The organism is Seohaeicola sp. 4SK31 (assembly GCF_028802875.1).
Classification (GTDB): Bacteria; Pseudomonadota; Alphaproteobacteria; order Rhodobacterales; family Rhodobacteraceae; genus Seohaeicola.
The window spans coordinates 226,703-248,851 of record NZ_JARAMP010000001.1; the positions used below are offsets into that span (position 1 = coordinate 226,703).

Sequence of the window (22,149 nt, forward strand, 5' to 3'; positions counted from 1 at the left end):
ACCCAGCGTCAGGAGGCGGGCATCGCCGTCAGAGGGTGTTGTCCAGCACGAAGGGTGTCTCGAAATAGGCGAAACTGGGTGGCGCGCCGTAGATGCCGCGCACCTTTTCGCACCATGCCGCGTCATGGCCTGATTGGGCGGCTTCACGCGTTTTCCACAGGTAGACGCCGCCGCCGCGCCGCCCTTCGGGATCGTAGAGGTAGTTCTTGCGGATCAGATCGGGATTGGCGGCCCAGCCGGGCATCGTCGCCTCGAAATTGGCGATGACCTGTTCGCGGGTCATGCCGTCGGGGATCGGGAAGGTGACGATTTCGGTGATCATGGGGCTGTCCTTTTCTACATCGTCTCGAGACAATGCCGCCGGAAGGCGCGCTTGAGAAGGTCCAGTTCCTCGCGCAGGAGGTCCATTTCGGCGCGGATATCGTCGGCCAGAGCTTCGCCCGCGAGAATGGCAAAACTGGCCAGAGTCTCGCCTGTGTCGGCGCTGCGGATCAGGAAGGTGTGTATCCCGTCGCTGAGCGCCTCACGCGGGACAGGGATGCGCAGGAGCCAGCCGCCTGCGGTTTCAGGTGCCTCAAGCAGTTCGGCGCCGGGGACGGGCTGTTCCAGATGGGTCACGGCTATCGCAGGACGGTGGCCGGGGGCTGTGCCTGTGACGAGCCCTTCCCATATGCCTTGAAACAGGCGTGTCTTGGTGACTTTCAGATCGCTCACGGGACCATCCTTACGGGTAAATGACGAGACTTGGGCAGGTTCTAGAGTTCGGCGCGGGGGCGGCGGCTGAAAGTCAGGTCGCGCAGAACGACCTGGTTCATTTCTGGGCCCTCGAAGATCAGGTCGATCCAGGCTTTCTCGACCCGCTTTTCGTTCATGTTGGAATAGGCCAGATCGAATTCGACCATGATGTCCTCTTCATGCAGGGGCAGTTCGCGCACGATCTGTTCGGTATTGGGGCCGTGCCGGATGTTCAGACGGGCAAAGATTTCCAGCGGCTTTTCCATCTCGACGATGGTGTTCATGCGGATCAGGTGCCGCCGCTTGAGGCCCGCGACCGCGTCAGGCGGCAGATCCACCACAAGCGACAGAAAGGAGCCATCGAAGCGGAACACATCCATCCGCAGGCCGAAGGGGGCGAGATCCTGTTCGCGCCGGTTGCGTAGCTGGCGTAGAGTCAGTTCGGAGCGGTCGCAGTCGTGAAACAGGGTCACTTCGCTGCCCAGCATGCTTTTGCTCTGGACCGAGGCAAGACCGGGTGTTGGCAGCGGGCCGCGCCACAGTTCGGGCCGCCATCCCCAGTCCGAGCCATGCGGGCGGCGGAAGGCGGTGGAGCCGATCATCGGCAGGGCAAGCCGGCTTTCGGCGACATGAATCAGCTCGTCCAGATGGCGGCGCAACTGGCGTGCGCGCTGGCGTTGCACGCGCAATTCGGAGAGGTCGGTCTTGTCTGCCTGGCGTGCGGCATTGGCCCAGCGGTTGCGGCTGCGCGCGAAGGCGATTGCCTGAAACATTTTGCCGCCCAACTCTGCCATTGCCTTGATCCGCCCTTTTACCCGGTTGCCTGACCTGTGGCCCTTGTCGCCACCCGCAAGCCTGTAACGACATTTACAGAAACAATATTTAACGACGCTTTCGACTGATGCAATTCGGGAAACGCTGTGAGGCGATCACTCGGCCGCATTCGCCGCCGTTGTCGCCGCGGCTGCACTGTCGCTGCGGATCGCATCGGCCAGATCGATCATCATCTGCATCCCCGGATCCGCGACCATGGGGCTGTCGATCCCGGCATAAAGCGCGAGGCCCAGAACCTGTCCCTGCACCGTCATCAGTCCCCGCCAGTGACGCGGGTCGGCGCTCGGCGGCACGCGGGACCCGCCTTCGACCTGCAGGAGGCTGAGCCCGTCGTCGCGGCTGATGGCCTTGAGGATGCGCCCGCGCCCCAAAGCTGTCTGGAAGGCGCGGCTGTCGGTCGCCACCGCGTCGTCTTGGGCGGGGGAGGCCGAAATCGTGATGATCGCGGGTTCCACCAGAACGCCCGCCGCTTCGCCGGTCAGGCTGGCGCAACTGCCGATGAGGGCAAAGCCACCGCCGGGCCTGTCGCTGAAACTGCGCGCGTCGATGCAATAGCCGGGCGGCGGTTTCAAAACGACTGCGCCGCCGGCCAAGGTCGCCTCGCGCAGGACGGGCACGCCCGAAGGCCCGCCCGTCATCGCAAGACAGCCCGCCAGCATCATAACCAGCGACAGGGCAATCGCTGCCCGTGTTGGCACCCGGATACCGATGTCAGAGATCCATATAGATATGTTTCTCGGCCTTGGCACCCGGATGGGTGACTGCACCCTTGTAGGTTTCACCGACTTGCTGGGCGTACTTCCAGAGCGCGCCGCTGGCATAGATCGTGGGGCGCGGGCCTTTCCAGTCGGCTTTGCGCGCCTCAAGTTCGGCATCGGTCAGAGCGACGCTGATTTCGCCCTTGATGGCGTTCAGGGTGATCATGTCGCCATCCTTGATCAGGGCGATGGGGCCACCATGCGCCGCCTCGGGTCCGACATGGCCGACGCAGAAACCACGGGTCGCGCCAGAGAAACGGCCATCGGTGATCAGCGCCACCTTCTTGCCCATGCCCTGACCGGACAGGGCCGCGGTGGTGGCCAGCATCTCGCGCATGCCGGGGCCGCCTGCGGGGCCTTCGTTGCGGATGACGATGACGTCGCCTTCTTTGTAGTCGCGCTTCTGCACGGCGGCGAAGGCGTCTTCCTCGCATTCGAAGACGCGGGCGGGGCCGGTGAAGAACTGCTGATCCTCGGACATGCCCGCCACTTTCACGATAGCACCGGTGGGGGCCAGATTGCCCTTGAGGCCGACGACGCCGCCGGTCTTGGTGATCGGGTTGGCAACGGTGTGGATGACCTTGCCATCCGCTTCGCGGGTGATCTTGTCCAGTTCCTCGCCGATGCTGTAGCCGCTGGCGGTGATGCAATCCTCGTGGATGAGACCCGCCTTGCGCAGTTCCTTCATCACGACCGGCACGCCGCCCGCTTCATAAAGATCCTTGGCGACGTAATCGCCACCCGGCTTGAGGTTCACGAAATAGGGGGTGTCGCGGAAGATTTCGCAGACATCGTCCAGATAGAAGTCGATGCCGGCCTCGTGGGCGATTGCGGGCAGGTGCAGCCCCGCGTTGGTCGAGCCGCCGGTGCAGGCCACGACGCGGGCCGCGTTCTCCAGCGCCTTGAGCGTGACCACGTCACGGGCGCGGATGTTCTTTTCGATCAGGTTCATGACCGCACGTCCCGACGCCTCGCCATACTGGTCGCGGCTTTCATAGGGGGCGGGCATGCCGGAGGAGTTCATCAGCGCAAGGCCGATCGCTTCGGACACGCAGGCCATAGTGTTGGCGGTGAACTGACCGCCGCAAGCCCCCGAGGTCGGGCAAGCGACGCGTTCCAGAATTTCAAGCTCGGCATCGGACATGTTGCCGGCCTGATGCTGGCCCACGGCTTCGAACACGTCCTGCACGGTCACGTCCTTGCCGTTCAGGCGGCCCGGCAGGATCGACCCGCCATAGATGAAGACGGACGGCACGTTCAGGCGGACCATGGCCATCATCATGCCGGGCAGGGATTTGTCGCAGCCGGCCAGACCGACAATCGCATCATAGCAATGGCCGCGCATGGTCAGTTCAACCGTGTCGGCAATCGCCTCGCGGCTGGCGAGGGATGAGCGCATCCCCTCGTGACCCATGGCGATGCCGTCGGTCACGGTGATCGTGGTGAATTCGCGCGGGGTGCCGAAGGCTTGCTTGACGCCCATCTTCACGGCTTGCGCCTGACGGTTCAGGGCGATGTTGCAGGGGGCGGCCTCGTTCCAGCAGGTCGCGACGCCGACCAGAGGCTGGTGGATCTCTTCCTCGTTCAGGCCCATGGCGTAGAGATATGACCGATGCGGCGCGCGCGCGGGCCCCTCGGTCACATAGCGGCTGGGCAACTTGGATTTGTCGATGCGCGGTTTTGTGGACATGGCGGCCTCCCCGGTAACTGTGTCCGGTTCGGAATAAAGAAGCGTTTGGCATGGCACAAGGGTGATTGACGGACGTGGCGTCACAGGGCGCGCGGGCCTGCTGCGGCGTTGACACATGCGGTTTGCAGGCAAAGACTGTGCCCATCATCGCGGAGGGGAGGACGAGATGGCACCGGACAGCACGATGGATATGGCGGGCAAGTCCCATCAGGCGCTGGGGCGCGACTTCTTTTCGACCGAGGAGATCCGGGCGCTGGCGGAACGATCCGACCTTTGGGGCGGGTGGCTGATCCTGCATTGCTGGGGCACCATCGCGCTGGCGCTGGCGCTGTTCGGGGTGTGGCCGAATCCGCTGACATTCCTGCTGGCCGTGGTGATCATCGGGTCGCGGCAGCTGGGTCTGGCGATCCTGATGCATGAGGCGGCGCATAACGCGCTGTTCCGGTCGCGCGCCCTGAATGAGTGGGTGGGCGAGTGGCTGTGCGGGCGGCCCATTCTGGCCGATCTGGCCGAATATCGGCGCTATCACCTGAAACACCATCGGCATACGCAGACGGAGGAAGACCCCGATCTGATCCTGTCGAAACCCTTTCCCACGACCCGCGCGTCGCTGCGGCGCAAACTGTGGCGCGACATCACGGGGCGCACGGGGATCAAGCAGCGCAGCCAGCAGATCATGTTCGCGCTGAAGATGGCAGGCGAGGTGGAAGGCCAGCCCGGCGCACAGGAATTGGCGCAGGCGTTTTCCGGCCCTGTGATCGGGCGGGCGCTGATTGCCAATGCGGTGCTGTTCGCGCTGATGTGGGCGGTGGGCGCGTGGTGGTGGTGGCTGGCCTTCTGGGTGTTGCCGCTGCTGACGTGGTTCCAGCTGGTCCTGCGCATCCGCAATATCGCGGAACATGGCGCGGTCGAGGCGGTGGATGATCCTTTGCGCAACACGCGCACGACGAAGGCGGGGCCGTTGATGCGGCTGCTGGTGGCGCCCTATTGGGTCAATTACCATCTTGAGCATCATCTGGTGATGCATGTGCCCGCGCGGAACCTGCCACGTCTGCACCGGATGCTGGTGGCGCGGGGCCATGCGGCACGGATGCAGATCGCCGAGACCTATCTGGACGTGCTGCGCATCGCCTCGTCCCGGCCGGCCTGAGGCAAAGACATGATGTCGGGGGACGACCCCCCTGTTCGGCATCGGTCCGGCGCGCTAGTTTCGGGCGGAGAATGTCTTGCAGGCCGCCCCGATGCGATATGATGCCCATTCCGCCTTTGTCGCGCCCGCACGCCGCCGGGCCGAGATCTGGCGTCTGCTGTTAGGGCTTGTCCTGATCGTGGCGATCGTGCTTGGCCTGACTGCTCTGTTTCACATGGCCGTCCTGACCTATGGCGGTGACGCGCTGCACCGCGACATCACCCGGCTGGAGGGGACGGGCCAGACCGCCGCCGGGGTCTTGACCCTGCTTTACAGCTTTCTGATCATGACGCTGGCCGTGGTGGTGGTGACCGCGCAGTTGCACCGGCGCAGTCCTTTGACCCTTTTGGGGCCGATCCCCTTGATGATGCGGCAATTCGGGGCGGTGGTGGCGGTGCTGATCGCGTTGGGAATCGCCATTGCGGTGTTGCCGCCATGGGGGTTTGACGATCCGGTCAGCGCGGGCCTGCCCCCCTTGCGTTGGCTTTTGCTTTTGCCTTTGGCGCTTTTGGCCGTCCTGATCCAGACATCGGCCGAGGAGATTTTGTTCCGCGGCTATCTGCAACAACAACTGGCAGCGCGGTTTCGTAGCCCGGTGATCTGGATGGTCGTCCCTGCGCTGCTGTTCGGGGTGTTGCATTACCGCCCGGATGCCGGGGCCAACGGTGGGTTGATCATGCTTTGGGCCGCCGGCTTTGCGCTGGCTGCGGCTGATCTGACCGCGCGGGCGGGCACTCTGGGGCCGGCGATCGGGCTGCATTTCATGTCGAATGCCAGTGCGTTGCTGATCCTGTCGGCGGAAGGGACGCTGTCGGGGCTGGCGCTGTTCCGGTTGCAGATCGACATGGCCGACCCGGTGGCCTTGCGCCCCTATCTGCTGATCGACGCGACAATGATCCTGATCGGCTGGCTGGCCGCACGTCTGGCGATCCGCCGCTGATGCCGCGCGCCGCCTATGCCGCGCATGCGCGTTTCATCGAACCGGCGCGGGCGGTGTCTGATCTGCGCCTTCTGGTGGTGGGTGTTCTGCTGGTCGAGGTGATCTATCTGGCCACGTCGCATCTGATCGACCCTTTTTTCACGCTGTTAGATGTGATCCCCGCGTATGAGGTGAGGAACGGCTCGACTCCGGCAGGCCTGCGGGTGCAATTATTCAGCTTTGTCACGCTCGGCCTGGCTGTGGTGCTGGTGGTGCGGCGTCTTCATGGGCGCGGCTTCCTGAGCCTGCTTGGCCCGGTTGGGCCGGTGCTGCGCCAGACCATGCAAGTAACGGTGATCGCGGGCGGGCTGATGCTGGCAGTGCAGATCCTGTGGCTGGACCCCGAGATGCTGCGCTATGCCGAGATGCGCCCCCTTGGGCCGTGGCTGGCGCTCTTGCCGTTGTCGCTGGCGGCCATACTGGTGCAATCGGGGGCCGAGGAGCTGTTCTATCGCGGCTATGTGCAGCAACAACTGGCGGCGCGGTATGACACGCCGTGGGTGTGGATGGTGCTGCCCAGCCTGCTGTTCGCTGCGGCGCATTTTTCGCCGGACATGTCCTATGTCGAGGCGGTGCAATACCTGCTATGGGCCTTCTGTTTCGGGGTGGCGGCCGCCGATCTGACGGCGCGCAGCGGACATCTGGGCCCCGCGATCGGCTTTCATCTTGTGAACAATGCCATGGCGTTCCTGATCTATGGCGAGGCGCAGGGGATGGATTCCGGTCTGGCGCTGTTCCTGTTTCCGTCGGAATTGGCGCCCGGTGCCTTTCCCGATGCCCTGCCGGAGGAGGCATTCGTGGACCCACCCGCCTTTGATCTGGTGTTTGTGTTGGATATGGCGGGTATCGTGATGCTGTGGATCGCGGCGCGGATTGCAATATGGCGCTGATTGCAATTTGTCGCCCGAGGGCTTAACTCGGCCCCTGAAGCGTCCATCAGGACACACGACCCCGTAAAAAGGCCCGCCGCCCATGAACTGGATCACCAACTACGTCCGCCCGCGGATCAACTCGATCTTCTCGCGCCGTGAAGTGCCCGAGAACCTCTGGACGAAATGCGATGCCTGCGGGACGATGCTGTTTCACCGTGAGCTGAGCGACAACCAGAATGTCTGCACGTCCTGCGGACATCACATGTCGATCACGCCCCGCGCGCGGTTCAAGGCGCTGTTCGACGGCGGCATCTTCACCGAAGTCGCCGTGCCCGAGCCGCTGGCCGATCCTTTGCAGTTCCGCGACCAGAAGAAATATCCCGAACGGATGAAGGCGGCGCAGAAATCCACCGGCGAACGTGACGCGATGCTGGTGGCAGCGGGCGAGATCGGGCGCACGCCCATCGTGGCAGCGGCGCAGGATTTCAGCTTCATGGGCGGGTCCATGGGCATGTATGTGGGCAATGCGATCATCGCCGCCGCCGAAGAGGCGGTGAAGCTGAAGCGGCCGCTGATCCTGTTTTCGGCTGCCGGTGGCGCGCGCATGCAGGAGGGGATTCTGTCCCTGATGCAGATGCCGCGGTCCACCGTGGCGATCCAGATGCTGAAAGAGGCGGGGCTTCCTTACATCGTGGTGCTGACCCATCCGACCACGGGCGGCGTGACCGCGTCCTATGCCATGCTGGGCGATGTGCAGATCGCCGAACCCGGTGCCTTGATCTGCTTTGCCGGCCCCCGCGTGATCGAACAGACGATCCGCGAGAAGCTGCCCGAAGGGTTCCAGCGCGCCGAATATCTGCTGGATCACGGGATGCTGGACCGCGTGACACCCCGGACCAAACTGCGCGAGGAGTTGATCACCATTACCCGGATGCTGCTGCGCCAGACGCCTGCCGTCTGGGGAGATCTGCCCGCACCGGACGCGGCCCCTGCCGCACCCGCCAGCAAGACCTGACCGGACCATGACAGCCCCCGGATCGGACGTCATCCTTGAACGGATGATGGCGCTGCACCCGAAGATCATCGACCTGACGCTGGATCGGGTCTGGCGTCTGCTGGACGCCCTGGGCAATCCGCAGGACCGGCTGCCGCCCGTGATCCATATCGCGGGCACCAATGGCAAGGGCAGCACGCAGGCCATGATCCGTGCCGGACTGGAAGCGGCAGGTCACAGCGTGCATGCCTATACCTCACCGCATCTGGCGCGGTTTCACGAACGGATCCGGCTGGCAGGCGCGTTGATCTCTGAGGAAGATCTGACGGCGCTGCTGGAGGAGTGTTACGCCGCCAATGCGGGCGCGAACATCACCTATTTCGAGATCACGACCTGCGCCGCCCTGCTGGCCTTTGCCCGGACGCCTGCGGATTACACCTTGCTGGAGGTTGGTCTGGGTGGGCGACTGGATGCCACGAACGTGGTCGAAAAGCCCGCGCTTTGCATCATCACGCCCGTGTCTATGGACCATGAGCAGTATCTTGGCGACACCCTTGCCAAGATCGCGGGTGAGAAGGCAGGCATCCTCAAGCGCGGCGTTCCTTGCGTTGTCGGGCCGCAATCCGAGGAAGGGCTTGAGGCGATTGAAACGATTGCCGCGCGTGTTGGTGCGCCGCTGCTGATCCACGGGCAGCATTGGCATGTAATGCGGGAAGGCGACCGGATGGTCTATCAGGATGAGAACGGCCTGCTGGACCTGCCTTTGCCGAACCTGCCCGGCGCGCATCAGATCCAGAACGCGGGGGCTGCGCTGGCCGCCTTGCGCCATCTGGGCCAGTCTGACGTCACATATGAGGCCGCCGTGACCCGCGCCTTCTGGCCGGCCAGGATGCAGCGCTTGCGGCAGGGTCCGTTGGTGGATCTGGCCCCCGAGATCGAATTGTGGCTGGACGGCGGGCATAACCCTGCGGCGGGTGAGGCGATCGGCGCGCACCTGGCGACCCTGCCCCGGCGGCCTACGCATCTGATCTGCGGGATGCTGAACACCAAGGATATCGGTGGCTATCTTCGCCCGATGGCCCCGCATGTCGCCAGCCTGCATGCCGTCAGCATTCCTGACACGGCGGCCACCCTGCCCGCCGAAGAAACCGCGAAAGCCGCGACAGCGGCGGGGATTGCGGCCACGATCTCGGGTTCGGTGGCCGAGGCTCTGGGTGATATCGCCGCGCATGATCCGCGGGCGCGCGTCCTGATCTGCGGGTCGCTTTATCTGGCGGGCGGCGTGCTGCGCGACAACGGCTAGGCGCGCGCGACAGGCATATCGGGACTCACTTGTGCGATTCTCTGGGCAAGCGAATCACTTTCTGTTGACTGATTCGAATCGATTCGCCTATACGTTGATCAGGATTTGCGGCGCGCGGTTCAGTTGCGGTCAATCGGCGCGCCTTGTGCGTTACAGGACAAGGCAGGCAGGAAACGAAAGAGGGGTCGATTCAACGGCCCCCTTTCTTTTTGTGCGGCACGATCCCGCAGATCTAGGTGCGCAAGCCGGTTTCACGGAGCATTCCGCGCCGTTTCGCCTCGTAGTAATAGCCGCGCGCGTACCACATCACCGCGCGATCATGGCTGCCATCCGCCAGAAGCCATGCCCCGCGCAGATAACGCACCGCGTAGCGCAGGTTGGTTTCCGCATCCAGAAGATCGGACGGTTGACCGCGGAAGCCCATCGTGCGGGCGGTCGCGGGCAGGATCTGCATCAGTCCGTAATAGGGGCCGTTGCGCGCGCCGGGGCGGTGGGTGCTTTCGCGCACGATTACCCGCTGCACCAGCGCCACCGGCACGTCGTTTTCGCGCGCGGCGGCCTCGATCAGGCGTCGCAACTCGGGGGTTTCGTTGGGATAGAGCGGCGTCGCGCCGGAGGGCATCGCCTCCTCGGAGGCCCGGTCCGCACGTCCGCAGGCCGCAACGGCAAGGGACATGATCAAACCAAGGGCTGCACGGCGGGAAAAGGATACCATCACGACCTCGGACAAATTAAACCTGAAAACCTGATACTCTGCTGCCTGCGCTGACAGAACAGGTTCTTTGACCGTCGGCAAGGGAATGCCGATCAGCCGGGCTGACGCGCCCAATCCGCCGATTGCATCTCGCGCAGGCGGCTGGCCGTGCGTTCGAACTCGAAGGTGCCTTCGCCTTCGAGATACAGATATTCCGGTGGGGCGGCGGCGGAACAGATCAGCCTGACCTTCGCCTCGTAGAGCGCGTCGATCAAGGTAACGAAACGCTTGGCCTCGTTGAAATTCGACCGCCCGAGACTGGGGATATTCTCAAGCACCAGCACGCGTGCGGCTTCGGCCAGTGCCAGATAATCGGCCGCACCGAGGGGCTTGCCGCACAGGTCATAGAAGGATGCGCGTGCCACACCGTTGCGGAAGGCCGGGATCTCGACCTGCCGGCCCTTTACATGCAGGGTCAGGGGTTCGGCCGCACCGCCTGTCAGATCGGTCCAGACCTGCGCGATGGCGGTGCGGGCGGCATCGTTGATCGGTGTGAAATAGACGGGCGAGCCCTCAAGCCGATCCTGCCGGTAATCGCGGTGGCTGACCAGTTCATGCACCACCATCCGGTCTTTCAGCAGCGCGATGAAGGGCAGGAAGATCTGCCGGTTCAGCCCGTGTTTATACAGGTCATCCGGCACACGGTTCGACGTGGTCACCACCACGACACCGGCCTTGAACAGCGCCTCGAACAGGCGGCCCACGATCATGGCATCGGTGATGTCGGTGATCTGCATCTCGTCGAAGGCCAGAACCTTGACCGAGGCCGCGACATCGGCGGCGACCGGGGCAATCGCATCCTCGACCCCGCGCTGGCGGGCCTTGTGCATGCCGTTGTGGATTTCCTGCATGAAGGCGTGAAAATGCACCCGGCGCACCGGCACGTCCAGATTCTCGACGAAGAGGTCCATCAGCATGGACTTGCCGCGTCCCACACCGCCCCAGAGATACAGGCCCTTGGGCGGTTCGGGGGGTTTGCGGAACAGGCCCCGCTTCACCGGCTGGGCCAATGCGGCGCGGATACGCTCGAACTCGGGCAGCGCTTCAAGCTGCGCGTCATCGGCGGTCAGGCTGCCATCGCGGACGCGGGCTTCGTAGATCTGGAGCAGTGTTGTCATGCCCTCTCCTTAGCCCGCGCCCTGATCCATGAAAAGACGCCTCACCATCAGCAAAGCTGTGGCGCATCCTCACATTTCGTCAATTGACGCTGCAAATGAATAGCTTAGGTTTCGCCCGAGCCTTTCAGGAATTCCCAAATGCACAGTGTTGCCCCCGCGAAACCCGCTTCGATCTTCACGCCGGTGCTGATCGTCGGTTGCTTCATCATCATGGTCTCTTTCGCGGTGCGCGCCAGTTTCGGCGTGTTCCAGATCCCGATTGCCGAGGAATTCGGCTGGTTGCGGGCCGAGTTCAGCCTTGCCATCGCCATCCAGAACCTTGCGTGGGGGATCGGACAACCGCTGTTCGGGGCGATGGCCGACAAGGTGGGCAACCGCAAGGCGATCATCCTTGGTGCGCTGGTCTATGCGGCAGGTTTGGTGCTGTCCTCCTATGCCGTGACGCCGACCGAACATCAGATCTATGAGATCCTTGTCGGCTTCGGCGTGGCGGGGACCGGTTTTGGCGTGATCCTGGCCGTCGTGGGGCGCGCGTCCAGCGATGAGAACCGGTCGATGAGCCTTGCCATCGCCACCGCTGCGGGATCGGCGGGGCAAGTGTTCGGCGCGCCGCTGGCGGAGTGGTTGCTGACCATGATGAGTTGGCAGAACGTGTTTCTGGTCTTTGCCGCGGCGATCCTCGGGATGCTGGTGTTCCTGCCCCTGATGCGCGCCCCGACGCCGCCCGCCAGCAAGGCCGAGCTTGAGGAAAGCATGGGCGCGATCCTGACCAAAGCGTTCCGCGATCCGTCCTATACGCTGATCTTCCTTGGCTTTTTCAGCTGTGGTTATCAGTTGGGTTTCATCACGGCGCATTTTCCGGCCTTCGTGACGGAAATGTGTGGCCCCATCATGCCGGGTGACATCCTGCACAACATCGGGGTCACAACCACCTCGGCGCTGGGGGCGGTCGCGATTTCGCTGATCGGTCTGGCCAATATCGTGGGCACGCTGACGGCTGGCTGGGCGGGCAAGCGCTATTCCAAGAAGTACCTTCTGGCCGGGATCTATGCCGGGCGCACAGTGGTGGCGGCGGCCTTCATCATGACGCCGATCACACCTGCGACCGTGTTGCTGTTCTCGGCGGCGATGGGATCGCTGTGGCTGGCCACGGTGCCGCTGACCTCGGGGCTGATCGCGCATATCTACGGGCTGCGCTACATGGGCACGCTCTATGGGATCGTCTTTTTCAGCCACCAGTTGGGCAGCTTCATGGGCGTCTGGCTGGGTGGCAAGATGTATGACCTGACGGGCGATTACACGCTGGTCTGGTGGATCGGCGTGGGCGTGGGGGCGTTCAGCGCCATCGTGCATCTGCCGGTGCGCGAAAAGCCGATGCCGCTGGGTGCGACGGCGGCCTGAGGCGGGCTTTGTCAGTCACCGACCGCTTCGGCGGTGAGGGTTTCCTCGATCACCCGCAGCACGGCGCTGGCATGGGTATAGGTCAGGCCGTGGCCCGCGCCCTCGATCACCTCGTGGCGCGCGGTGCGGTTCCATTGCGCCAGTTGGCCCATGGCACGGATCGGGATCACCTTGTCCTCGCGCCCCCAGATGGCCAGCACGGGGATGCCTTCGCGGCTGATCTGGCGATGTGCTTCCTCCAACGAGCGGGGCAGGATCCCGCGCAGGGATGAGAGGACGGCTGGGATGAAGCCGCGCTTGGACAGTTCCGCTTGTTGATAATCGATGATGCCCTCGACCTCGGATGGCAGGGCACGTTCGGCTTCGGTGCCCTGCATATGGGCGGCGGGATAGCGCAACAGCATCAGCCAATCGCCAAGGATCGGCGTGTCGCGGGTGAAGCGGGCCATCTTGCCCAGATCATGACCCATGCCCGCCGGGGCCAGCAGGATCAGGCGGCGCGCCCGTTCGGGGTGGCGCGCGGCAAAGGCGGTGACGATGGCCCCGCCCATGGAATAGCCCAGCAGGGTCACATCCTCGGTGATGCCCTGATCGTTCAGCAGATCCTCTAGTTGACGGATAAAGAAATCCTGATCCTGCAAACCTGGCGCGCGGTCGGAATAGCCGCGCCCGTAGAGGTCATAGACCAGAACCCGAAAGCCCATCAGCGCCAGACCTTTGGCGACCGCATCCCAGACCATCGACGGCGTGGTCAGGCCATGCACACACACGGCCACAGGCCCGCGCACGGGGCCGATCCAGCGGAAATGGGTGATCCCTTGCGACAGGTGCACGACGTCGCCGGGGGCATCGCGGCGCGCCTCTGCGTTCATGGGTTGGCGCATGGCCTCACGGGCGAAGGGGAACAGGGCGATGACGGCCACGAGGGCCAGCAGTAACAAGACCCATGTCATTGCGCCGCCCTCCACGCGTCAAGGATATAGCGGCTGGTCATCAGGTCCAGATGCGCGCCGCCGCCGTTCTTGAACAGGGTGATCTCGTCCTCTGACCGGCGCGCGAAAGCGTCGGGCGCGTAATAATCGGCAAGGATATCGGCGCGCGAAATCACGTTGCGGGCGAGCGGGTCCTTGATCTCGCCGATATGGCCGATGGTGGTGTCGTAGCTGTCCACGAAGATGCGGGCGCGTTGCAGGGCGGTGTCGTCGGCCTCACGCATGTCGGGCCGATAGGCGCCGATCAGGTCAAGATGCTGACCGGGGCGGAGCCAATCGCCCTTGATGATCGGGTTCGTGCTCATGGTGGCGCAGGTGATGATATCGGCCTGTGTCACGGCCTGCGCCAGATCATCGGCCACGGTCATATCAGGCCAGTCGGCGGCCAAAGCCTCGGCCCCGGCCCTTGTGCGGTTCCAGACGGTGAACTGGGCGTCGGGAAAGCCCGCGCCATAAGCCTGCCGGAGAGAGCGGCCCACGGTGCCTGCGCCCACGATCAGGATTTTGCGGCTGTCGGGGCGGGCAAGGCGCAGCGCGGCACAGAGGCTGTCGCCTGCGGTTTTCCACTTGGTTACCAGATGGAAATCGACAATCGCCTCGAGCATGCCGTCGCGGTCGGAATAGAGGGTGACACCGCCATTGACGGCAGGTTTGCCGATGGCGGCGTTGCCCGGAAAGATCGTGGCGGATTTCACCGCCAGCCCCAGCCCGTCGATCCATGCGGCGCGATTGAGCAGCGTGTCGGGGGTGCGATAGAGGAAGGTATCCGCAATCTCGGCCTTTGGCAGGGTGTGGCCGTGGGTGATGGCGCGGGTCAGGTCCAGCCAGTCCAGATGCGCCTCGGCGGTGAAGGGGATCATGGGGATCATGGGGATCATGGGGATGGTCATGCGGCCTCCTTTGCGGTCAAGAGACCTTGGGATATCAGGCGGTTGGCCCAGCCTTCGGGTCCGTCGAAGAGATGGGTTTGCCAGCCGCGCGCGGCGGCGGCGGCGATATTCTCGGCCCGGTCATCGGTGAACAAAAGCGCGGAGGGCGGGATGCCGCAGTCCTGTTCGAGCAGTTCATAGATGCGCGGGGCGGGTTTGGTCACACCCAGCGCACCCGAGAGGTACAGCTGGTCGAACTCATCAAGAAAGGGATAGCTGGCGCGCGCCATGGCGAAGGGTTCCAGCCCGAAGTTGGACAGGGCAAAGACCGGCACGCCACGGGCGCGCAGGGCCCGCATGAGGCGCACGGAATGGGGGATGTCGGGGCGGGCCATGTCGAGCCAGTGCTGGTGCCACATCAAGATCGCCTCGGCATGAGCAGGGAATTCGCTTGCGGTGCGTTGGATTTCCCCGGCGAAATCACCACCGGAGTCGACACGGTCGTTCATCGCGTGCAGGTCCACATCCGCGAACATGGAGCGGCGGCGGTCAGGGCCGATGGTGGCGTCATAGAACCGTTCGGGCTGCCATTCGATCAGCACATTGCCGATATCGAAGATCACGGCCTGAACGGACATTCGCCTCTCCCTCTGCTATCCCTGCCGGAGGGCCGCGCGGAGTTCGCGGTCCAGCGCCTCAAGAAAGCGCGACCGATCCGCCTTTGTAAAACCCTTGCCACCGCCTTGGCGGAAGGGATCGGCGGCGCGCAGGTCGGTCATCAGGTCGCGCGTTGCCAGAACATTGCCGATATTCGCCTGTGTCAACGCCTCGCCATTATGTTTCAGCACGCGCGCGCCAGCGGCCACGCATTTCGCGGCCAAGGGGATATCGCCCGTCACCACCACATCGCCCGGCCCGGCGCGGTCGGCGATCCACATATCGGCCACGTCAGGGCCAGCATCCACGATCACCACCTCGACCAGCGGATTGCGTGAAAGGCGCAGCCCGCCGTTGCTGACAAGTTTCATCGCGATGCCGTGGCGGGTGGCCACGCGTTCAGCCTCTTCCTTGACCGGGCAGGCGTCGGCGTCGATGAAGAGCGTGCTCACGTATAAAGCGCCTCGGCGTGGAAGGTCACGTGATCCTCCATGAAGGTGGAGACGAAGAAATAGCTGTGATCATAGCCCGGTTGCAGGCGCAGGGTGGCCTGCGCGCGGCGGGCCATCACGGCATGGGCCAGCGTTTCGGGGCGGAGGTTGTCAAGGAACTGGTCCTTGGTGCCGGTATCGCAGAGCAGCGGGATATCCAGACCCACCTCGCGCATCATCAGGCTGGCATCGTGGCGCGCCCAAGTGCTTTCGTCCGTGCCCAGATAAGCAGTCAGTTGTTTGCGCCCCCAGTCCGCGCCCGTCGGGTTGCAGATCGGCGCGAAGGCCGAGACCGAACGGAAGCGCCCCGGCAGGCCCATGGCGAGGGTGAGTGCGCCGTGACCACCCATGGAATGCCCCGTGATCGCCTGCCGTTCCGGGTCGAGGGCGAATTCGTTGAAGAGCAGGCCCGGCAGATCCTCGGCCACATAATCCCACATGCGGAAATGCGGGGCCCATGGCGCCTGCGTCGCGTTGACGTAAAAGCCCGCCCCCTGCCCCAGATCATAGGCCGCGTCATCGGCCACGCCTTCGCCGCGCGGGCTGGTGTCGGGAAAGACCAAGGCGATGCCCTGTTCCGCCGCCCAACCCTGCGCGCCGGCCTTGACCATCGCGTTTTCATGCGTGCAGGTCAGGCCCGACAGATACCACAGGACGGGGACGGGGCCGTCCTTCGCCTCGGCCGGAAGGAACAGGCCGAAGGTCATGTCGGTGCCCGTGGCCTTGGAGGCGTGTTTATAGACGCCCTGCACACCGCCGAAACAGGCATTCTCCGAGATGGTTTGCATGGGTGAACGCTCCTTTGTGGTGTTGGTCATTGGTCAGAGCAGCGAGACCCAGCCGATCACCAGCGAGACGGTGACGATGCTGAGCGCCGTGGAAATCAGGATGGAGGACGAGACGCGATGCGGTGCAATCCCGTAATGCTGCGCCAGCATATAGACATTGCCCGCCACAGGCAGGGCTGCCGCCGCGATCATGACACCTGCCGCATAGGGTTCGACAGGAAAGATCACGAGGGCCGCCACGGCCACCGCCGCCGGATGCAGGACCAGTTTGCAGAACGAGAGCCAGCCCGCCACGAACACCCGCTCCGCCGATTTCGACGCGAGCGAGGCCCCGATGGCAAACAGCGCGCCGGGGGTGGCGGCATTGCCCAGCAGGATCACGAATTCATTCAGCGGGCCCGGGATGGGGATTTGCAGCCCCGACCATGTCAGGCCCAGCACGATGGACACGATCATCGGGTTCTTGATCAGCCCGATCCCGATGCTGCGGAAGATGCCGAAGGACAGCCGCCCGTCGCGCGCGCCGGTGATGATGATCACGATCAGGCTGCCGAACACGATCAGATCGACCGCCAGCACCAGCATCACAGGGGCAATCGCCGCCTCGCCCAGCAGCAGGACCAGCATCGGGATGCCCAGAAAGCCGACATTGCCGATAGTGGCGCATTGCGCCTCGACCGCGGCTTCCTGCACCGGGATGCGGCGCAGGATCGCCACGCCTGTCGCCAGCAGATAGACCACCACCGTGCCCAACAGATAGGCCTTCACGAAGGTCAGATCAAAGACCGCCGCGAGCGACAGGTTCGCGGAAAAGCGGAACAGCATGGCCGACAATGCGAAATAGAAGACGAACTTGGTCAGCCATGCCGTCGCGGCCTCGGTGAAAAAGCCGGTCCGCCCCGCGCCGTAGCCGACGCCGATCACCATGAAGAAAGGCAGGGTCTTCAGGAAAATTTCGAACATCAGCCGTTGGTAGCATGGCAGGGGGCGGCGTCAATCTCAGATGCGCGCGTCCCGTGCGACCGAAGATGCCCACGCCCTGCCCCATGCCCGATCACCCGCTGCCGATCAGCACACCCGCTGCCAGAACCAGCGCCCCGCCCAGCACCACCTGCAAGGCGGCGCGGAAAAACGGGGTTTCCATATAGCGGTTCTGGATCCATGCGATGGCCCACAGCTCGACAAAGACGACCGCGATGGCGATCACTGTCGCAGTCCAGAAATCGGTGATCAGATAGGGCAGCGCGTGGCCCAAACCGCCCACTGTGGTCATGACGCCAGAGGAGACACCCCGCTTGACGGGCGATCCACGCCCGGACAATTCGCCGTCATCCGAGGCCGCTTCGGTGAAACCCATCGAAATCCCTGCCCCGATGGACGCCGCCAGACCCACCTGAAACGTGGTCCAGGTATCCTGCGTGGCAAAGGCCGTGGCAAAGATCGGCGCAAGGGTCGAGACCGAGCCGTCCATCAACCCGGCCAAGCCCGGCTGCACCCATGTCAGCACGAACTGTCGGTGCGAGGTGCGCGCCTCGGCCGCTTTGGCATCACCGGCCAGATGCCGCGATTCCAGATCACCGGCCACCGCCTGATGCCCCGCCTCGGCTGCGGCCAGATCGCCCAGCAATTTGCGCGTGGCCGCATCCGTGCTGCGCTGCGCGGCCTTGAGGTAGAAGGCTTCCGCCTCGCGCTCCATCCCCTCGGCCTCGGCGCGGATGCGGTCGATTCCCAGATTCTCGATCAGCCAGACCGGGCGGCGGGCATAATAGCCCGCCACGTGTTCGCGCCGGATCAAGGGGATGACATCGCCAAAGCGGGCGCTGTGCAGGTCGATCAGGCGGCGGCGATGGCCGTCCTCCTCGGTCGCCATGCCGTCGAACAGCGCCGCGGTGTCGGGATAATCGGCGCGCAGACGCTCGGCATAGCTGCGATAGATGCGGGCGTCGTCCTCCTCGGACGAGATCGCCAGCGCCAGAACCTCACGCTCGCTCAGATCACGGAACTGGCGACGATGGGACAGAAAGGACATGGATCGGCTTCCCGGAATATTAGAATTGTTCTAATCTAAGCCATTCCCCATCCTGCGGCAAGTGCGATGGCGCGCAGCAGATCGCTTGTCGAAACTGAACCAATCAGTTTAAGCTATTGGAGGGTGCAGGGGGATAACATCATGAACATGAGTGCGGTTCACACGCGTGTAAAACCCCGCAAGGGGCGCAAATACGACCAGGTGCTGGACGGCGCGCGCGAAGTGTTTCTTGTGGCCGGGTTCGAGGGGGCCTCGGTCGATGATATCGCCCGCGCGGCGGGCGTGTCCAAGGCCACGCTCTACAGCTATTTCCCCGACAAGCGGCTGATGTTCACGGCCATGGCCGAACGCGAATGTGGCCGTCAGGCCGCCGCCGCCTTGCAGGTGATCGACATGAACGCCCCGCCCGCACAGGTGCTCCGGCTTGCCGCGCATCGGTTGATCCGCATTCTTCTGTCCGATTTCGCGCAGCGCATCTTCCGTGTCTGCGTGGCCGAGGCGGACCGCTTTCCCGAACTGGGGCAGGCCTTTTATGACAGCGGCCCCGCCTTGGGGCGTGCCCGGATCATGGATTATCTGTCGCAGGCCCGCGGACGCGGCGAAGTGGCGATTGCCGATATGGAACTGGCCGCCGATCAATTCGCCGAACTGTGCAAGGCTGATCTGTGGACACGCGCTGTCTTCGGGATTCAGACCAGCTTCACGGATGCCGAGATCGACCGCGTGGTCGATGGTGCCGTGACCACCTTCCTTGCCCGGTACGGCACGCAGCCTTGACGGATCAGTCGATCCGCCGCACCAGAAGCTGATTGCCCGATCCGCGCTTGGTCTCGAATATCTTCAGATCCGCGACCAGATCGCTCAGCTTCTTCTTGCCATAGCTGCGCGTGTCGAAATCGGGATTGGCCGCCGTGATGAACTGGCCCAAGGGGCCCAGCGCATACCAGTCATCCTCCTGGTCGATGCTGTCCATCGCCTTGAGGATCAGATCGCGCGCCTCGCTCAGATTGCTGGCGGGCAACGGCGTGGTCTTGGCGGCGGGTTTGTCGGTCGGGTCCGCGCCCATCAGGTTTTCGAGGAAGATGAACCGCTTGCAGGCCTTGCGGAACGCCTCGGGCGTTTTCTGCGCGCCGATGCCGAAGGCATCCAAGCCCTGTTCGCGGATGCGACTGGCCAGCCGCGTGAAATCGCTGTCGGACGAGATCAGCACGAAGCCGTCGAACCGTCCCGAATGCATCAGGTCCATCGCGTCGATGACCAGCGCGATATCGGATGCGTTCTTGCCCACGGTATTGGCGGGCTGATGATGCGGCACCAGACCGAATTCGGCCTGCACCTTGTTCCAGCCATTCATCTGCGGGCTGGAGAAATCCCCATAGACGCGGCGCACGCTCGCCTCGCCCATGCCCGCAATCTCTTCGAAAATGGCGCGGGTCCAGCGCGGCGAGGTATTGTCGGCGTCGATCAGCACGGCCAGAAGCGGCGGGCGGGAAGGGTTGTCCATGGTCTGTCCAGTCTGTCAGGTTGCGTCTGCTACCACGTCGGGCAACAGGCTGCGATACATCACCAGCGCATCCACATAACCCTGTGTCGGGTGCAGATAGGCGCCGGGCAGGCGTCCCACGATATCGAACCCGGCGGTCTGCCACAGGGCCACGGCGCGGGTATTTGTGCTGATCACGAAGTTGAACTGCATCGCACGGTAGCCTGATTGCGCCGCACGGTCCAGCGCATCAGCCAGCATGGCGCGCGCCACGCCGCGGCCCTGCGCGGACGCAGCCGTCACGAAGCCGCAGTTGCACACATGCGCGCCGCCGCCTTCGGCATTGGGACGGATGTAATAGCTGCCAAGCACCGCGCCGCCTGCCTCGGCCACGCGCACCTCACGCCCCGGCCCGCACCAATAGGCCAGCGCATCGGCCTGCGATATGGCCGGATCAATGGCATAGGTTTCACCCGCGCGGAACACCGGGCGCAGGATATCCCAGACCGCTGCATGATCCGCCGCCGTGGCCGCGCGCATCGTTATGTCACTCATCGCGCAACTCTGCTTCTTCTTGCTGTAAATATCCCCGCGCGGAGCGCATCCGGCCCTGCGGCCAGACGCCTCCGACGGGGTAGGGATCAATAGGTGACGACCGCGCGGATCGACTTGCCCTCATGCATCAGATCAAAGCCGTGGTTGATCTCATCAAGGCTGAGGGTGTGCGTGATCATCGGGTCGATCTCGATCTTGCCATCCATGTACCAGTCCACGAATTTCGGCACATCCGTGCGGCCCTTGGCGCCGCCGAAGGCCGTGCCTTTCCAGACGCGGCCCGTGACCAGCTGGAAGGGGCGGGTGCTGATTTCCGCGCCTGCGGGGGCCACGCCGATGATGACCGACACGCCCCAGCCGCGATGCGAACATTCCAGCGCGTCGCGCATCACCTTGACGTTGCCGGTCGCGTCGAAGGAGTAATCCACGCCGCCGATATGGTCGATCCCGCGCTTGGTCAGGTTGACGATTTCCTGCACGACCGAGCCTTCGATCTTCTTCGGGTTGATGAAATGCGTCATCCCGAATTTGCGGGCCATCGCTTCCTTGTCGTCGTTCAGATCGACACCGATGATCATGTCGGCCCCGGCCATCCGCAGGCCCTGAATCACGTTCAGGCCGATCCCGCCCAGACCGAAGACCGCCGCGGTCGATCCGATCTCGACTCCTGCCGTGTTGATCACAGCACCAATGCCTGTCGTCACGCCGCAGCCGATATAGCAGATCTTGTCGAAAGGCGCGTCGTCGCGCACCTTGGCCAGCGCGATTTCAGGCATGACCGTGTGATTGGCGAAGGTCGAGCAACCCATGTAATGATAGATCGGGGTGCCATCCAGCATCGAGAACCGCGTCGTGCCATCGGGCATAAGACCCTGCCCTTGGGTGTTGCGGATCGCGGTGCAGAGGTTGGTCTTGCCGGACAGGCAGGAATAGCATTCGCGGCATTCCGGCGTATAAAGCGGGATCACGTGATCGCCCGGCTTCAGCGTGGTCACGCCCTCGCCCACCTCGATCACGATCCCTGCGCCCTCATGGCCGAGGATGCAGGGGAAAAGCCCCTCCGGGTCCGCGCCCGAGCGGGTGAATTCATCCGTGTGGCAGATGCCGGTCGCCTTGACCTCGATCAGGACTTCGCCCCTTTTCGGTCCTTCAAGGTTCACTTCCATCACTTCCAGCGGTTTGCCGGCCTCAAGGGCCACTGCGGCACGTGTGCGCATGTCTCGCGTCCTCCTGTTGTTGGGCGCCACCTTTTGCGAAAGCGCGCCGATATTCAACCTCCTCCTACCCGGCGGCGCGGTTTCGGTCTAGGCTGCAAGCGGATCAAATGCTGCAAAGGCCGACATCATGCATCATCCCGCCCCCGCCGCCCTTGGCGCCATCCTCATTCTGGCCGCCTGCGTGCCGGAAGAGCCGAACGTCGCCCTGCCCGCCGAGGACGCCTGCGGCGCGGCCGCCCTGCAACAGTTGCTGGGTGCGCCTGTCGCCGATCAGGATTTTTCCGCGATCGCGGCCCGGCGCATCATGGCCGATGGCAGTCCGATGACGATGGATTATCGCCCCGACCGTTTGAACGTGACCTATGACGCCCAAGGCCGGATCACGCGGATCTGGTGCGGCTGAGACCGTTGGCGGACTCGACTCTGTGCAGGGGCGGCGCT

Annotated in this window: 25 protein-coding genes; 8 read left to right on the top strand and 17 right to left on the bottom strand. The window is 64.0% G+C overall.

Annotation, left to right across the window (positions count from 1 at the left end; translation table 11 throughout):
* Positions 1-28 precede the first annotated feature (28 nt).
* The 5 genes from PVW27_RS01105 to ilvD all read right to left on the bottom strand — a co-directional run bounded on the left by PVW27_RS01105 (position 29) and on the right by ilvD (position 4,017).
* Complete coding sequence (locus PVW27_RS01105) at positions 29-322, bottom strand: hypothetical protein (RefSeq protein ID WP_274554672.1); 294 nt, start codon at positions 320-322, stop codon at positions 29-31.
* A gap of 14 nt (positions 323-336) precedes the next feature.
* A complete protein-coding gene (locus tag PVW27_RS01110; RefSeq protein ID WP_274554673.1) occupies positions 337-714 on the bottom strand; it encodes a hypothetical protein in 378 nt (125 codons plus the stop codon).
* Between the two features lie 41 nt (positions 715-755).
* A complete protein-coding gene (locus PVW27_RS01115; RefSeq protein WP_274554675.1) occupies positions 756-1,529 on the bottom strand; it encodes a DUF6478 family protein in 774 nt (257 codons plus the stop codon).
* Between the two features lie 135 nt (positions 1,530-1,664).
* Positions 1,665-2,267 (bottom strand): hypothetical protein, encoded by a 603-nt coding sequence (locus tag PVW27_RS01120; protein ID WP_274554677.1) that lies wholly within the window; start codon positions 2,265-2,267, stop codon positions 1,665-1,667.
* A gap of 13 nt (positions 2,268-2,280) precedes the next feature.
* The gene (ilvD, locus tag PVW27_RS01125) at positions 2,281-4,017 is read right to left on the bottom strand and encodes a dihydroxy-acid dehydratase (RefSeq protein WP_274554678.1); all 1,737 of its coding nucleotides are present in this window, start codon (positions 4,015-4,017) and stop codon (positions 2,281-2,283) included.
* A gap of 166 nt (positions 4,018-4,183) precedes the next feature.
* Between ilvD and PVW27_RS01130 the strand changes: the two genes are divergently transcribed.
* The 5 genes from PVW27_RS01130 (at position 4,184) to PVW27_RS01150 (ending at position 9,354) form a co-directional block, all read left to right on the top strand.
* Positions 4,184-5,167: a fatty acid desaturase family protein gene (locus PVW27_RS01130; protein WP_274554680.1), complete on the top strand. Its 984-nt coding sequence runs from the start codon at positions 4,184-4,186 to the stop codon at positions 5,165-5,167.
* A 91-nt stretch (positions 5,168-5,258) separates the two neighbouring features.
* Positions 5,259-6,146, top strand: coding sequence for a CPBP family intramembrane glutamic endopeptidase (locus tag PVW27_RS01135; RefSeq protein ID WP_274554681.1), 888 nt, complete (start codon positions 5,259-5,261; stop codon positions 6,144-6,146).
* Positions 6,146-7,075 carry a CPBP family intramembrane glutamic endopeptidase gene (locus PVW27_RS01140; RefSeq protein ID WP_274554682.1) on the top strand — a complete coding sequence of 310 codons (930 nt, stop codon included), beginning with the start codon at positions 6,146-6,148 and terminating at the stop codon, positions 7,073-7,075. The genes PVW27_RS01135 and PVW27_RS01140 overlap by 1 nt, the downstream gene beginning before the upstream one ends.
* An 82-nt stretch (positions 7,076-7,157) precedes the next feature.
* Positions 7,158-8,072 carry an acetyl-CoA carboxylase, carboxyltransferase subunit beta gene (gene accD, locus PVW27_RS01145; protein ID WP_274554684.1) on the top strand — a complete coding sequence of 305 codons (915 nt, stop codon included), beginning with the start codon at positions 7,158-7,160 and terminating at the stop codon, positions 8,070-8,072.
* Positions 8,073-8,079: 7 nt separating this feature from the next.
* Positions 8,080-9,354: a bifunctional folylpolyglutamate synthase/dihydrofolate synthase gene (locus PVW27_RS01150; RefSeq protein ID WP_274554685.1), complete on the top strand. Its 1,275-nt coding sequence runs from the start codon at positions 8,080-8,082 to the stop codon at positions 9,352-9,354.
* A 232-nt stretch (positions 9,355-9,586) separates the two neighbouring features.
* On the opposite strand, the gene PVW27_RS01155 is transcribed toward PVW27_RS01150, so the two are convergent.
* Positions 9,587-10,030, bottom strand: coding sequence for a lytic transglycosylase domain-containing protein (locus PVW27_RS01155; RefSeq protein WP_338019920.1), 444 nt, complete (start codon positions 10,028-10,030; stop codon positions 9,587-9,589).
* A gap of 131 nt (positions 10,031-10,161) precedes the next feature.
* Positions 10,162-11,226 carry a cell division protein ZapE gene (gene zapE, locus PVW27_RS01160; RefSeq protein ID WP_274554687.1) on the bottom strand — a complete coding sequence of 355 codons (1,065 nt, stop codon included), beginning with the start codon at positions 11,224-11,226 and terminating at the stop codon, positions 10,162-10,164.
* Positions 11,227-11,364: 138 nt separating this feature from the next.
* Here zapE and PVW27_RS01165 point away from each other — a divergent pair, with 138 nt between their 5' ends.
* The gene (locus tag PVW27_RS01165) at positions 11,365-12,627 is read left to right on the top strand and encodes an MFS transporter (RefSeq protein ID WP_274554688.1); all 1,263 of its coding nucleotides are present in this window, start codon (positions 11,365-11,367) and stop codon (positions 12,625-12,627) included.
* An 11-nt stretch (positions 12,628-12,638) separates the two neighbouring features.
* Here PVW27_RS01165 and PVW27_RS01170 read toward each other — a convergent pair whose 3' ends face one another.
* The 7 genes from PVW27_RS01170 to mbfA form a co-directional block, all read right to left on the bottom strand.
* Positions 12,639-13,580 (bottom strand): alpha/beta fold hydrolase, encoded by a 942-nt coding sequence (locus PVW27_RS01170; RefSeq protein ID WP_274554689.1) that lies wholly within the window; start codon positions 13,578-13,580, stop codon positions 12,639-12,641.
* The gene (locus PVW27_RS01175; protein WP_274554690.1) at positions 13,577-14,509 is read right to left on the bottom strand and encodes an ornithine cyclodeaminase family protein; all 933 of its coding nucleotides are present in this window, start codon (positions 14,507-14,509) and stop codon (positions 13,577-13,579) included. Before PVW27_RS01175 ends, PVW27_RS01170 begins: the two co-directional genes overlap by 4 nt.
* Positions 14,506-15,126, bottom strand: coding sequence for an HAD family hydrolase (locus PVW27_RS01180; protein WP_274554692.1), 621 nt, complete (start codon positions 15,124-15,126; stop codon positions 14,506-14,508). The genes PVW27_RS01175 and PVW27_RS01180 overlap by 4 nt, the downstream gene beginning before the upstream one ends.
* A gap of 15 nt (positions 15,127-15,141) precedes the next feature.
* A complete protein-coding gene (locus tag PVW27_RS01185; RefSeq protein ID WP_274554693.1) occupies positions 15,142-15,597 on the bottom strand; it encodes a YaiI/YqxD family protein in 456 nt (151 codons plus the stop codon).
* Positions 15,594-16,424, bottom strand: coding sequence for an S-formylglutathione hydrolase (gene fghA, locus PVW27_RS01190; protein ID WP_274554695.1), 831 nt, complete (start codon positions 16,422-16,424; stop codon positions 15,594-15,596). Before fghA ends, PVW27_RS01185 begins: the two co-directional genes overlap by 4 nt.
* A 33-nt stretch (positions 16,425-16,457) precedes the next feature.
* Entirely contained in the window at positions 16,458-17,387 is a 930-nt protein-coding gene (locus PVW27_RS01195; RefSeq protein WP_274554696.1) for an AEC family transporter, read from the bottom strand.
* Between the two features lie 91 nt (positions 17,388-17,478).
* Entirely contained in the window at positions 17,479-18,453 is a 975-nt protein-coding gene (gene mbfA / locus PVW27_RS01200) for an iron exporter MbfA (protein WP_274554697.1), read from the bottom strand.
* Positions 18,454-18,594: 141 nt separating this feature from the next.
* Between mbfA and PVW27_RS01205 the strand changes: the two genes are divergently transcribed.
* Complete coding sequence (locus PVW27_RS01205; protein ID WP_274554698.1) at positions 18,595-19,230, top strand: TetR/AcrR family transcriptional regulator; 636 nt, start codon at positions 18,595-18,597, stop codon at positions 19,228-19,230.
* Positions 19,231-19,234: 4 nt separating this feature from the next.
* On the opposite strand, the gene PVW27_RS01210 is transcribed toward PVW27_RS01205, so the two are convergent.
* From PVW27_RS01210 to PVW27_RS01220, 3 genes are all read right to left on the bottom strand, one after another.
* Positions 19,235-19,957 (bottom strand): NYN domain-containing protein, encoded by a 723-nt coding sequence (locus tag PVW27_RS01210; protein WP_274554700.1) that lies wholly within the window; start codon positions 19,955-19,957, stop codon positions 19,235-19,237.
* A 15-nt stretch (positions 19,958-19,972) separates the two neighbouring features.
* Complete coding sequence (locus tag PVW27_RS01215; protein ID WP_274554701.1) at positions 19,973-20,491, bottom strand: GNAT family N-acetyltransferase; 519 nt, start codon at positions 20,489-20,491, stop codon at positions 19,973-19,975.
* 86 nt (positions 20,492-20,577) lie between these two features.
* Complete coding sequence (locus PVW27_RS01220; protein ID WP_274554702.1) at positions 20,578-21,708, bottom strand: S-(hydroxymethyl)glutathione dehydrogenase/class III alcohol dehydrogenase; 1,131 nt, start codon at positions 21,706-21,708, stop codon at positions 20,578-20,580.
* Positions 21,709-21,835: 127 nt separating this feature from the next.
* Between PVW27_RS01220 and PVW27_RS01225 the strand changes: the two genes are divergently transcribed.
* Positions 21,836-22,111 carry an I78 family peptidase inhibitor gene (locus tag PVW27_RS01225; RefSeq protein ID WP_274554703.1) on the top strand — a complete coding sequence of 92 codons (276 nt, stop codon included), beginning with the start codon at positions 21,836-21,838 and terminating at the stop codon, positions 22,109-22,111.
* The last annotated feature ends 38 nt before the right edge of the window (positions 22,112-22,149 follow it).

Excerpts from the sequence above, each read along its gene's own strand:
- PVW27_RS01115 (WP_274554675.1), bottom strand. The coding sequence starts at position 1,529 with ATGGCAGAGTTGGGCGGCAAAATGTTTCAGGCAATCGCCTTCGCGCGC.
- PVW27_RS01195 (WP_274554696.1), bottom strand. The coding sequence starts at position 17,387 with ATGTTCGAAATTTTCCTGAAGACCCTGCCTTTCTTCATGGTGATCGGC.
- PVW27_RS01140 (WP_274554682.1), top strand. The coding sequence starts at position 6,146 with ATGCCGCGCGCCGCCTATGCCGCGCATGCGCGTTTCATCGAACCGGCG.
- PVW27_RS01135 (WP_274554681.1), top strand. The coding sequence starts at position 5,259 with ATGCGATATGATGCCCATTCCGCCTTTGTCGCGCCCGCACGCCGCCGG.
- PVW27_RS01150 (WP_274554685.1), top strand. The coding sequence starts at position 8,080 with ATGACAGCCCCCGGATCGGACGTCATCCTTGAACGGATGATGGCGCTG.
- PVW27_RS01165 (WP_274554688.1), top strand. The coding sequence starts at position 11,365 with ATGCACAGTGTTGCCCCCGCGAAACCCGCTTCGATCTTCACGCCGGTG.
- PVW27_RS01215 (WP_274554701.1), bottom strand. The coding sequence starts at position 20,491 with ATGAGTGACATAACGATGCGCGCGGCCACGGCGGCGGATCATGCAGCG.
- fghA (WP_274554695.1), bottom strand. The coding sequence starts at position 16,424 with ATGCAAACCATCTCGGAGAATGCCTGTTTCGGCGGTGTGCAGGGCGTC.
- zapE (WP_274554687.1), bottom strand. The coding sequence starts at position 11,226 with ATGACAACACTGCTCCAGATCTACGAAGCCCGCGTCCGCGATGGCAGC.
- PVW27_RS01205 (WP_274554698.1), top strand. The coding sequence starts at position 18,595 with ATGAACATGAGTGCGGTTCACACGCGTGTAAAACCCCGCAAGGGGCGC.
- PVW27_RS01210 (WP_274554700.1), bottom strand. The coding sequence starts at position 19,957 with ATGGACAACCCTTCCCGCCCGCCGCTTCTGGCCGTGCTGATCGACGCC.
- accD (WP_274554684.1), top strand. The coding sequence starts at position 7,158 with ATGAACTGGATCACCAACTACGTCCGCCCGCGGATCAACTCGATCTTC.
- PVW27_RS01155 (WP_338019920.1), bottom strand. The coding sequence starts at position 10,030 with ATGTCCCTTGCCGTTGCGGCCTGCGGACGTGCGGACCGGGCCTCCGAG.
- PVW27_RS01130 (WP_274554680.1), top strand. The coding sequence starts at position 4,184 with ATGGCACCGGACAGCACGATGGATATGGCGGGCAAGTCCCATCAGGCG.
- PVW27_RS01180 (WP_274554692.1), bottom strand. The coding sequence starts at position 15,126 with ATGTCCGTTCAGGCCGTGATCTTCGATATCGGCAATGTGCTGATCGAA.
- PVW27_RS01225 (WP_274554703.1), top strand. The coding sequence starts at position 21,836 with ATGCATCATCCCGCCCCCGCCGCCCTTGGCGCCATCCTCATTCTGGCC.
- PVW27_RS01175 (WP_274554690.1), bottom strand. The coding sequence starts at position 14,509 with ATGACCATCCCCATGATCCCCATGATCCCCATGATCCCCTTCACCGCC.
- PVW27_RS01105 (WP_274554672.1), bottom strand. The coding sequence starts at position 322 with ATGATCACCGAAATCGTCACCTTCCCGATCCCCGACGGCATGACCCGC.
- PVW27_RS01220 (WP_274554702.1), bottom strand. The coding sequence starts at position 21,708 with ATGCGCACACGTGCCGCAGTGGCCCTTGAGGCCGGCAAACCGCTGGAA.
- PVW27_RS01170 (WP_274554689.1), bottom strand. The coding sequence starts at position 13,580 with ATGACATGGGTCTTGTTACTGCTGGCCCTCGTGGCCGTCATCGCCCTG.
- mbfA (WP_274554697.1), bottom strand. The coding sequence starts at position 18,453 with ATGTCCTTTCTGTCCCATCGTCGCCAGTTCCGTGATCTGAGCGAGCGT.
- ilvD (WP_274554678.1), bottom strand. The coding sequence starts at position 4,017 with ATGTCCACAAAACCGCGCATCGACAAATCCAAGTTGCCCAGCCGCTAT.